This window comes from Asanoa iriomotensis (assembly GCF_016862515.1).
GTDB classification, from domain to species: Bacteria; Actinomycetota; Actinomycetes; order Mycobacteriales; family Micromonosporaceae; genus Asanoa; species Asanoa iriomotensis.
This window is the reverse complement of sequence record NZ_BONC01000045.1, coordinates 56,072-65,779: the sequence shown is the minus strand read 5'-3', so window position 1 is coordinate 65,779 and position 9,708 is coordinate 56,072. Positions and strand designations below refer to the sequence as shown.

Annotated in this window: 11 protein-coding genes; 6 read left to right on the top strand and 5 right to left on the bottom strand. The window is 73.7% G+C overall.

The genetic code is table 11. The annotated features are described in order from the left end of the window. Positions 1-20: 20 nt before the first annotated feature. The gene (locus tag Air01nite_RS27340) at positions 21-956 is read right to left on the bottom strand and encodes an endonuclease/exonuclease/phosphatase family protein (protein WP_239091001.1); all 936 of its coding nucleotides are present in this window, start codon (positions 954-956) and stop codon (positions 21-23) included. 154 nt (positions 957-1,110) lie between these two features. Between Air01nite_RS27340 and Air01nite_RS27335 the strand changes: the two genes are divergently transcribed. From Air01nite_RS27335 to Air01nite_RS27315, 5 genes are read left to right on the top strand one after another with little or no spacing between them, the layout of a single operon-like run. Continuing rightward, the gene (locus Air01nite_RS27335; RefSeq protein ID WP_239090998.1) at positions 1,111-2,037 is read left to right on the top strand and encodes a phosphotransferase; all 927 of its coding nucleotides are present in this window, start codon (positions 1,111-1,113) and stop codon (positions 2,035-2,037) included. A gap of 60 nt (positions 2,038-2,097) precedes the next feature. Further along, entirely contained in the window at positions 2,098-3,189 is a 1,092-nt protein-coding gene (locus Air01nite_RS27330; RefSeq protein ID WP_203706177.1) for an AAA family ATPase, read from the top strand. Beyond that, a complete protein-coding gene (locus Air01nite_RS27325; protein ID WP_203706176.1) occupies positions 3,186-4,160 on the top strand; it encodes a DUF58 domain-containing protein in 975 nt (324 codons plus the stop codon). Before Air01nite_RS27330 ends, Air01nite_RS27325 begins: the two co-directional genes overlap by 4 nt. Beyond that, positions 4,157-5,146 carry a VWA domain-containing protein gene (locus Air01nite_RS27320; RefSeq protein ID WP_373310477.1) on the top strand — a complete coding sequence of 330 codons (990 nt, stop codon included), beginning with the start codon at positions 4,157-4,159 and terminating at the stop codon, positions 5,144-5,146. Before Air01nite_RS27325 ends, Air01nite_RS27320 begins: the two co-directional genes overlap by 4 nt. 14 nt (positions 5,147-5,160) lie before the next feature. After that, entirely contained in the window at positions 5,161-6,063 is a 903-nt protein-coding gene (locus Air01nite_RS27315; RefSeq protein ID WP_203706175.1) for a S1C family serine protease, read from the top strand. Here Air01nite_RS27315 and Air01nite_RS27310 read toward each other — a convergent pair. Next, positions 6,060-6,848 carry a dienelactone hydrolase family protein gene (locus Air01nite_RS27310; protein WP_203706174.1) on the bottom strand — a complete coding sequence of 263 codons (789 nt, stop codon included), beginning with the start codon at positions 6,846-6,848 and terminating at the stop codon, positions 6,060-6,062. The genes Air01nite_RS27315 and Air01nite_RS27310 overlap by 4 nt on opposite strands. A 65-nt stretch (positions 6,849-6,913) precedes the next feature. Here Air01nite_RS27310 and Air01nite_RS27305 point away from each other — a divergent pair, with 65 nt between their 5' ends. Continuing rightward, positions 6,914-7,531 (top strand): CGNR zinc finger domain-containing protein, encoded by a 618-nt coding sequence (locus tag Air01nite_RS27305; RefSeq protein WP_203706173.1) that lies wholly within the window; start codon positions 6,914-6,916, stop codon positions 7,529-7,531. On the opposite strand, the gene Air01nite_RS27300 is transcribed toward Air01nite_RS27305, so the two are convergent. The 3 genes from Air01nite_RS27300 to Air01nite_RS27290 all read right to left on the bottom strand — a co-directional run bounded on the left by Air01nite_RS27300 (position 7,528) and on the right by Air01nite_RS27290 (position 9,661). Beyond that, complete coding sequence (locus Air01nite_RS27300) at positions 7,528-8,370, bottom strand: 3-methyladenine DNA glycosylase (RefSeq protein ID WP_203706172.1); 843 nt, start codon at positions 8,368-8,370, stop codon at positions 7,528-7,530. The genes Air01nite_RS27305 and Air01nite_RS27300 overlap by 4 nt on opposite strands. A 66-nt stretch (positions 8,371-8,436) precedes the next feature. Continuing rightward, positions 8,437-8,847 carry a hypothetical protein gene (locus Air01nite_RS27295; protein ID WP_203706171.1) on the bottom strand — a complete coding sequence of 137 codons (411 nt, stop codon included), beginning with the start codon at positions 8,845-8,847 and terminating at the stop codon, positions 8,437-8,439. Positions 8,848-8,902: 55 nt separating this feature from the next. Continuing rightward, positions 8,903-9,661: an SAM-dependent methyltransferase gene (locus tag Air01nite_RS27290; RefSeq protein WP_203706170.1), complete on the bottom strand. Its 759-nt coding sequence runs from the start codon at positions 9,659-9,661 to the stop codon at positions 8,903-8,905. Positions 9,662-9,708 lie beyond the last annotated feature (47 nt).

Genomic DNA, 9,708 nt, shown 5'->3' with positions numbered 1-9,708 from the left:
CCATGACTTCGAGACGGACCCTAGGCCGGCGGCAACGAGATTTCGGCGAAGACGGCGCTGTGGTCGCTGCCCGGCAGCGGCCACACCGCGAACGCGCGGACCGACAGGCGCGGGTCGATCAGGACGTGGTCGATCGCGACCGGTGGCGCCTTGAACGCGTGGTCGATCGGGCGCCACGTGCCCCGCAAACCGTTGCCGGTGTTGACCGCCGCGTCCTCGTATCCCGTGGCCAGCAAGGCCCGCAGCGGCGCGTGGTCCACTGTGGCGTTGAAGTCGCCCATCAGCAGGCGGACCGGACCGTCCGGTGTGGCCGGTTGCTGCCCGCGCAACCCGGCCAACCAGCACGGCACGTCCGTCACCGTCAGCGGCGCGCACGAGTGCACCGACTCGATCGTCAGCGGCGCGGCACCGGCGAGCTTGACCGTCGCGTACGCCTGTGTGAAGCCCGAATCGTCCTTGTGCACGCCGGTACCGAGCAGCGGCACCCGCGAGTAGAGCCCGCCGTTGACGTAGACGGCGGGGTCGTCGACGATCCGGTGCGGCAGCAGCGCCCCGATCCCGGCGGCGTCGAACGCCTCGATGAAATCCGAGTTGAGCTCCTGCACCGCCAGCACGTCGACGCGGTGCTCGCGGACCAGGCGGACCAGCGCGGCCACGTCGACCTCGCCGTGCTTGATGTTGGCGGTCAGCACCCGCAGCCGCGGCCCGCCGGCGTCGCTGGTCGTGCCCGCGATCGTCCGGGGCAGCACCACGCCGGCCAGCGCGGCGAGGGCGACGGCCGCGACCGCCGCCGCCCGCCAGCGCCGCAGGGCGAGCGTGCCGACCAGCGGCAGGACGCTCAGCCCCGCGGCGTACGGCGTGTAGGCCAGTAGGTGCACCAGCGGACCCCGTTCCCAGCCGCCGAGCCGCACCGCCGCCCAGGCCGCACCCGGTGCGACGACCAGCCAGCAGCCCACCGACACCGCGACCGACCGCCCCCGCTGGTCGGGCGCGGCACCGGTGACCTGCTGGCGCGCCGTCTTCACAGGAAGGACGCTAACCAGCGCGTGTGAAGGAATGGTGGGCTTCCGGAGAAGATCCGTCCGACGGTGCGGGCGGTACCGTCGCCGGATGCCGGTCGACGCGGAAGCCGTCTGCGCCGCCTTCGGGCTGCCGGAGAGCGGCGCGACGCTGGTGCCGCACGCGTACTCGAGCAACCGGACCTGGCGGTTGACCGCCGGCGGCGACCGGTTCCTGGTCAAGCAGGTGCCGGACGAGCGCCCGGCCGAGTTCGCCGCCGCCATGGCGTTCGAGCGGGAGGCGGGCGCGGCCGGCGTCGGCGTGCCGGGGCAGGTCGCTCCGGAGCGTCCCGCGGTCGGGTGTGCCGCGCGACTGCCGGGCGGCACCTTGGTCCGGGTGTCGCAGTGGGTCGACGGGCGGCCCGTCGGTCCCGAGGACGACCTCGCCGACTGGCTCGGCCCCACCCTGGCCCGGCTGCACGCGCTGCGCCCGCTGTCCGCCGCGGACCCGGTCGTCTACGGCATCCACCCGCCTGGGAGTTGGGCGCGCTGGCAGGCCGAGGGGGAGCGGCAGGGCCGGCCGTGGGCCACGATGCTCGGCCGCCGGCTGCCCGACGTGGCGGCGGCGACCGAATGGGTGGTGGGCGCGTTCGCGCGGGCCGGCGACTACGTGGTCACCCACCGGGACATCGAGCCGTGGAACGTGCTCGTGACGCCGGCGGGCCCGGTGATCGTGGACTGGGACGGCGCCGGGCCGGATAGCGCCGGTCTGGTGGCCGCCCACGCGGCGTACGCCTTCGGTGGCGGCCGGGAACGGACGTTGGCCGCCTACGTCGCGCACGGCGGGCGGCTGCCGCCTCCGGAGGACCGGTTCGCCCGGCGGGCCGGGCTGATGCTGAGCCGGCTGGCCGAGCGGGTCCTGCGCACCCTGGGTCGCGTGGATCCGGGGCCGTTCGCGATCGACGAACTGGACCGCACGGCCGGCGACCGGTTGCGGGATCTGCCGATCTTCGTGGCTGACCTGCGGGAACCTAAATGATCACGAGCAAATTAGGCTAAAAGCCTCCCAACCCGGTGTCCAACCGGGAGTCTCGACATCATGACGCCCAGCTTGCCGCCGCCGTCCGAGTTCGACTTCGCGGAGGAGACACCCGACGAGGCGTACGCGGCCGGCTCGGACCCGGCCGCCGCGCGGCGCACCGCCGCGGAGCTCGAAGAGGTGCTGTTCGAGGTCAAGCGGGTGATCGTCGGCCAGGACCGGCTGGTGGAGCGGCTGGTCGTGGCCCTGCTCGCCGACGGCCACTGCCTGCTGGAGGGCGTGCCCGGCGTGGCCAAGACGCTGGCCGCGCAGACCCTGGCCGAGACGGTGGGCGGGACCTTCGCCCGGATCCAGTTCACCCCCGACCTGGTGCCCTCGGACATCGTCGGCACCCGGATCTACCGCGCCTCGACGGAGTCGTTCGACGTCGAGCTCGGCCCGGTGATGGCGAACCTCGTGCTCGCCGACGAGATCAACCGGGCGCCGGCGAAGGTGCAGTCGGCGCTGCTGGAGGCGATGGCGGAGCGGCAGGTGTCGATCGGCGGGCGCTCGTGGCCCGTACCCGAGCCGTTCCTGGTGTTGGCCACCCAGAACCCGATCGAGTCCGAGGGCGTCTACCACCTGCCCGAGGCGCAGCGCGACCGGTTCCTGATGCGCGTCGTCGTCGGCTACCCGACGGACGAGGAGGAGCTGGGCATCCTCTACCGGATGAGCGGCGAGCGCCCGCAGCCGAGGCGCGTGCTCGATCCGGCCCGCCTGCGCGCGCTGCAGGCGCTCAACCGCAAGGTCTTCGTGCACCACGCGATCGCCGAGTACGTGGTCCGCCTCGTGCTGGCCACCCGCGAGCCGGCCCGGTTCGGCCTGATCGAGGTGGACAAGCACCTCGCGTACGGCGCGAGCCCGCGCGCCACGCTCGGCCTGGTCGCCGCCGCCCGCGGGCTGGCCCTGCTGCGCGGCCGGGACTACGTCGTGCCGGACGACGTCCGGGAGCTGGCCACCGAGGTGATCGCGCACCGGCTCGTGCTGTCCTTCGACGCGGTCGCCGACGGGGTGTCCGCGGAGTCCGTCGTGGAGAAGCTCGTCGACGTCGTACCGCCGCCCAGGCTGGCCGCGGAACCCGACGCGGAGCTTCGGGGACTGGCGGCGGCATGACCAAAAGCGCAGCCGGTGCGACCGTGCGGGAGCTCGCGCCGGAGGAGCGGCTGCGCCGGCTGGAGCTGATGGTCACCCGGCGCCTCGACGGCATGCTGCAGGGGCAGTACCTCGGCCTGCTGCCCGGCCCTGGTTCGGAGTTCGCGGGCTCGCGGGAGTACCGGCCGGGTGAGGACGAGGTGCGCTGGATGGACTGGGCGGTCACCGCCCGGACCAACGTGCCGCACGTCCGGGAGGTCGACGCCGACCGGGAGCTGACCACCTGGGTGCTGGTCGACGGTTCGGCCAGCATGGACTTCGGCACGGCCGAGGTGGAGAAGCGGGAGCTGGCGGTCGCCGCGGTGGCGGCGGTCGGCTTCCTCACCGCCGGTGCCGGCAACCGGCTGGGCGCGCACGTGCTGCGCCAGAACGGCATCCGGCGGGTGCCGGCGCGCACGGGCCGCGAGCACCTCCAGGCGCTGCTGCGCGACCTGCTGGGCGCGGGGCGGGCGGAGGCCGGCGCCGACGACGTCGATCTGGCCGCGGCCATCGAGGGACTGCAGCGCTCGGCGATCCACAGGGGACTCGCGGTCGTCGTGTCGGACTTCATGGACGAGACCGAGGGCGGCGAGTTCCGCTGGGAGCGGCCGCTCAAACGGCTGGCGGCCCGGCACCAGGTCCTCGCCGTCGAGGTGACCGACCCGCGCGAGCTGGAGCTGCCGGACGTCGGCCTCATCACGTTCGTCGACCCGGAGACCGGCCGGCGGCGGGAGGTCTCGACGGGCGATCGGAAACTCCGGGAGCGGTACGCGGCGGCGGCGCGCGAGGAGCGGGCGGCCGTGGCCCTGGCCCTGCGCCGCACCGGGGTCGCCCACCTTCCACTGCGGACCGACCGTGACTGGGTCGCCGACATCGTGCGGCACGTGCTCAACCAGCGCCGGCGGGCGGCCGCGGCGCCGGCTCGCCAGCGGCCGGTCGGAGGCGGGCGGTGAAGGGCGGCGGCGGCGTGCCGGACGTGGCGTTCCTGAACCCCGGCCGGCTCTGGCTGCTCGTCGGCGTCGGGCTGCTCGCGATCGCGTACGTGCTGATGCAGCGGCGCCGCAGCCGGTACGCGGTGCGGTTCACCAACCTGCGCCTGCTGGACCGCGTGGCACCGGCCCGCCCGGCCTGGCGCCGCCACGTGCCCGCCGCGCTGTTCCTCTCGATGCTCGCGCTCCTGGTGGTCGGCTTCGCCCGGCCGACCGACGAGGTGCGGGTGGCCAAGGAGCGCGCGACCGTGATCATCGCGGTCGACGTGTCGGCGTCGATGCTCGCCAGCGACGTGCAGCCCGACCGGCTGCACGCGGCCAAGGAGGCCGCGCGCGAGTTCGCCGACGGTCTGCCCCGCCACTTCAACGTGGGCCTGGTCGCGTTCGCGGGCAACGCCACCGTTGTCGTGCCGCCGAACACCGACCGGGACGTGTTCAAGGCCGGCGTGGACCGGCTCGACGAGACCACCGCCGGGCTGGGCGGCACCGCGATCGGCGAGGCGATCACCACCTCGCTGGACGCGATCCGCAGCATCGACGCCCGGGCCACCAAGGACCCGCCGCCGGCCCGGATCGTGTTGCTCTCCGACGGTGCCAACACGTCCGGCCGCGACCCCGACGAGGCCGCCACGGAGGCGGACACCGCCGGCATTCCCGTCGACACGATCTCGTTCGGCACCACGGCCGGCGAGATCGCCCGGCGCGGCGGCGTGGCCATGTCGGTGCCGGTGGACGGCGAGACGCTGCGGAGCGTGGCCGAGAAGACGAACGGCAGCTACCACGAGGCGGACTCCAAGGAGGAGTTGCGCGCGGTGTACGCGGACATCGGCACCTCGGTCGGCTTCGTGAAGGAGCGCGCTGACATCTCGGCCCGCTACATCGGCCTGGCGCTGATCGTCGCCATGCTCGCCGCGCTCGCGTCGATGCTCTGGTTCTCCAGGATCCCGTGAGAAGGGACGAGGCGATGACGACGACACCGACGAGCCCGACCGGGCTCGGCGAGCCGCGCGGCCCCGAGTACGTCTCGCCCGACCTGGACCTGCTCGAACGCGGCGGTGGGTCGGGCCTGCCACCCGGCCGGCGGCGGCCGTTCTCCACCGCCGGCTGGCGCCGGGCCGCGCTGATCGGCGCCGCCGTGATCGCGGTGTCCGCCGTGTCCGGCGGGCTCGCCGGCGGTCTCGTGGCGCGCGGGGAGGGCGGTCCCGGCGCGCAGGCGACGCCGACGCCGAGCACCATGGCCGGTGGCGTGCCCGGCGACATGATCGCCGCGGCCAACAACACGCTGGCCGGCGTGGTCTCGGTGGAGGTGCGGGCCGCGGACGGCAGCGCCACCGCCGGCTCGGGGTTCGCGATCGACGGCAACCAGAACATCGTCACCAACGACCACACGCTCGGCACGGGCGAGCCCAAGGCGGTGTACGTGGAGACACCGACCGGGCGCCGGATACCGGCCACATTGGTCGGTCGTGACCCCGACCGGGACATCGCGGTGCTGAAGGTGCCGTCGAACACCGGGCTGCGCCCGCTGCCGCTGGCGAAGTCGGGCACCACCCAGGTCGGCGAGCCGGTGATCGCCGTCGGCACCCCGCTCGGGCTCTCCGGCACCGTGACCGCCGGCATCGTCAGTGCCCTCGACCGGGTGGTGAAGCTCGGCAAGAGCGGACGCAGCCAGTCGGCCATCCAGACCGACGCGTCGATCAACCCCGGCAACTCCGGCGGGCCGTTGGTCAACGGGCGCGGCGAGGTGGTCGGTGTGAACACCGCGATCGCGTCGCTGGAGGGCGGCGGCTCCATCGGGATCGGCTTCGCGATCCCGATCGAGCAGGCGTCGCAGGCGGCCGACCGGATCATCGCCGGCGGCGGCTAACCGTCGAGGTGCGCGGCCAGCCAGGCCTCCCGGTCGGCGCGGGCCGTGTCGTCGAGTTGATGACCGGCGTCGGGGTACAGGCGGTAGTCCTTGGGCTGCTCCGCGAGCGAGACGAGCGCGCGCCGGGTGGAGTCGGGCACGTAGAAGTCCGGCTCGGCGAACTGGAACAGCACGGGCACCCCGCCCCGGGCCGCGACGAGGCGGATCGGGTCGACGGGCTCGAACAGCTTCTCGTAGGCGATCGTGGCGTCCCCGGACAGGCGCAGGAAGAACGTCGCGAACCAGTTGCCGAAGGTGGCGTCCACGTTCATCGCCACCACGGCGCTGACCCGGTCGCGGTCGGTGGAGGCGAGCAGGAGCGCGTACATGCCGCCGTAGTCGTGGCCGACCACCGCCACCTTGCCCACCTCGGCCCGGGTGGTCAGCAGGTCGAGCCCGACCCGCAGCCGGGCCGCCTGTGCCAGCACGTGCTCGACGTCGCGGCGGTCGCCGACCACGTCGACCGACCACGGGAAGGTCAGGTCCGGCAGCAGCGCGACGGCGCCCTGCCGGGCCCGGGCGACGGCCTCGTCGAGGAACTCCAGGCGGCTGCTGGTGGGGTTCCGCGGCTCGAACCAGTGCAGGTAGAGGACGGCCGGGTGGCGGCCCGTTCCGGCGGGCTCGACCAGGAAGGCGCGGACGGGCTCACCGGCCGACCCCGCGTAGGTGATGTCGCGGACCAGCACGCCGTCGCGGTCCTCGACGCCGTGCTCGGTGACCGTCGGGCTCTCTAATGAGCGTGACATCGAATACATGTTAGAGACGGTACGGCGCCCGCGCTTAACGGGTCAAGGCGCCTAGACTCGTTAGGGTGTTGAGCGTCGAACTCCGGCCGGCCCGGCCGGTCGCGCACGCCCTCGGCGGCCGGCTCTGTCTCGCCCTGGTCAACAGCGTGCTGTGGCGGCGGTCCGCGGAGCCGGTCGAGCGGATCGGGGGCTACGGCGCGCTGGCCGGCTACCTGCGCGACGCGGGCGGCCTCGACGACGCCGTCCTGACGGCCCTCGAGGCCGAGGCGGCCGCGGACCCGGCCGGTGCGCGGGCGGCCCTGGAACGGGCGCTGACGTTGCGGGAGGCGCTGTTCCGGCTCTTCTCCGCCGTCGCGGCGGGCGCCGACCCGGATGCCGCCGACGTCGCGGTCCTGGACCGGTCCTTCCGCGCCGGGATGAGCCGGCTACGGATCGGGCCGGGCGCGCTGCGGCCGGTCTGGACCGGGCTCGACGTGCCGTCGTGGGAGGCGGCCGCCGACGCGGTCGCGGTGCTCGGCTCGCCGGCCGCGCCGCCGCTCAAGCAGTGCCCGGGCGAGACCTGCGGCTGGCTCTTCGTCGACGAGAGCCGCAACCACAGTAGGCAGTGGTGCGACAGCCGGATGTGCGGCAACCGGGCGAGGGCCCGCCGCCACTACCGCAAGCAGCGCGAACAGGTCGGCTAGCTGGCCGCGATCAGGCGGGCGCGCAGGGGTGCGGCGCGGTCGGCGAAGGCGCGCTGTGCGGCGGCGTACTCCGCGCGGCCGGCAGGGGTCTCGATCCGCACCGGCTCGTAGCCCAGCGCCGCCAGGTCGTACGGGCTCGCCCGCATGTCCAGCGCGCGGATGTCGCGGGCCAGGGCGAAACAGTCCGCCACCAGCTCGCTGGGCACCAGCGGGGAGAGCTTGTAGGCCCACTTGTAGAGGTCCATGTTGGCGTGCAGGCAGCCCGGCTGTTCCAGGTCGTGCTGGCGTTCCCGGGTCGGCGTCAGCACGTTGAGCGGCCGGGCCGGCGGCGTGAAGAACCGGAACGCGTCGAAGTGGCTGCAGCGCACGCCGCGCTCCTCGACGACGGCGGCGGTGTCGGCCGGGGATAGCCGCAGCGGCCAGGCGTCGTGCCGGACCTCGTGCTGGGTCTGCCGGTAGACCATGGCCCACTCGTGCATGCCGAAGCAGCCCAGCTGGGCCGGGCGGGTGGCGGTGTTGGCGAGCAGGGTGCGGATCCAGGCGATCGAGTCGGCGCGCCGGGCGCGTACCGCCTCGGTGTCGACGACGACGCCCGCGGGCCCGGCGGTGTAGTCGCGGCCCAGTTCGTCGACGGTGGCGCCGGCCAGGGCGACACCCGCACCCGGATGCCAGCGGCGCAGCTGGGCGGGCCGGTGGGAGTAGTAGGTGAAGAGGAAGTCCTCGACGGGGTGGCGCTCGCCGGCCTTGCGGCGACTCAGGTGCGGCCCGACCCACCCGTCGACCCGCCGCTCGTGCGCGTGCCGGCGGGCGACCCAGTCGGGGCGCTCCAGAACCGTCATCCGCCCAGCGTAGCCAGCGGTGGCGCCGCGCCCTCCGTGCCCGCGGCGCCACCGTCGTCGGCTGGGTCAGCCGCCCATGGCCGAGCGGATCTTGTTGATCATCTGGGTCTCGTTGTCGCTGACGCCGCCCTGCGCCTTGGCGATCTGGTCGCAGGCGCTCATGATCGTGTTGCGGAAGTTCTGCTGGTCCTGCGGGTTCTTCTGCAGGATCTGCATCGACTGCTGCAGCATCGACATGACGTTGTTCTCCATGTCGGCCTGCGAGCCCTTCGGCATCTTCGGCATGCCGCCGCTGCCCTTGAAGATCTCCTGCATGTCCGGGGAGGCGCTGCGGAGGGCCTTGGAGCCCGCGAGCATCTCCTTGATCGTGCCCATGATTCCGGGATCGGACTTCGAGACGAGCATCATCGCGCCCATCGCCGAGTTGCGCAGGGTGTCGCGCTCCTGGTCGGTGTAGCGCATGGTTTTGTCAGTCATGCCCAGATCCTGGCTCGGCCGGATGCCCCCGGGTGCGTAAACCGAGCAAGGTCTATCAGCCGGTTTTCCGCCCCAGCCCGCCGTACCATCCGGCCGTGACGGCGCCACCCGGCGAGGCCGAAGGCTGCCATCGGTCGACGGCCACGAGCCCCGGGCCGACCGGGGTGAAGCGATCGAAGAGCGTGGTGATCTCGGCCCGGCTGCGCGGCCGCAGCGGGATGCCGGCGCCGGCGTAGAGGTCGGTCACCCGGGCGGCCCGCTCCGGTGCGTCGTCGGCACTGCCGTGGCTCAGCGCGAGATAGCTGCCCGGCGGGACGTGGTCGTAGATGGCCGCGACGCCGGCCGCCGGCTCCTCGACGTCGGGCACCAGGTGGTAGACGGCCAGGGCGAGCACCGCGACCGGGCGGTCGAAGTCGATGTAGTGGCGGACGTCGCGATGGCGCAGCACCAACTCCGGGTCGCGCAGGTCGGCGTGGACGACGGTGGCGTGCGGGTTGCCGACGACACCGATCCGGTTGTGCAGCACGGCCAGCGGGTCGATGTCGACGTAGACGACCCGGCTGCCGCAGACCAGCTCGTGGGTGTTGCGGTCGGTCGGCAGCCCGGCGCCGAGGTCGAGGAACTGCCGGACGCCGAGGCCGTGCAGGTGCCGCACGACCCGGCCGAGGAAGGCGCGGTTGGCCCGGGCGGCCAGCGGGAGCTCGGGACAGACGGCCGTGACCGCGTCGGCGAGCCGCCGGTCGGCGTTGCCCGCGCGGTCGCCGCCCAGGTGGTAGTCCCACATGCGGGCCACATTGGGTTGCTCGTCGCGCACCGCGAACCTCCCCGTCGCATGCCTAGCCTGGCAACGTCCTGTGCCGG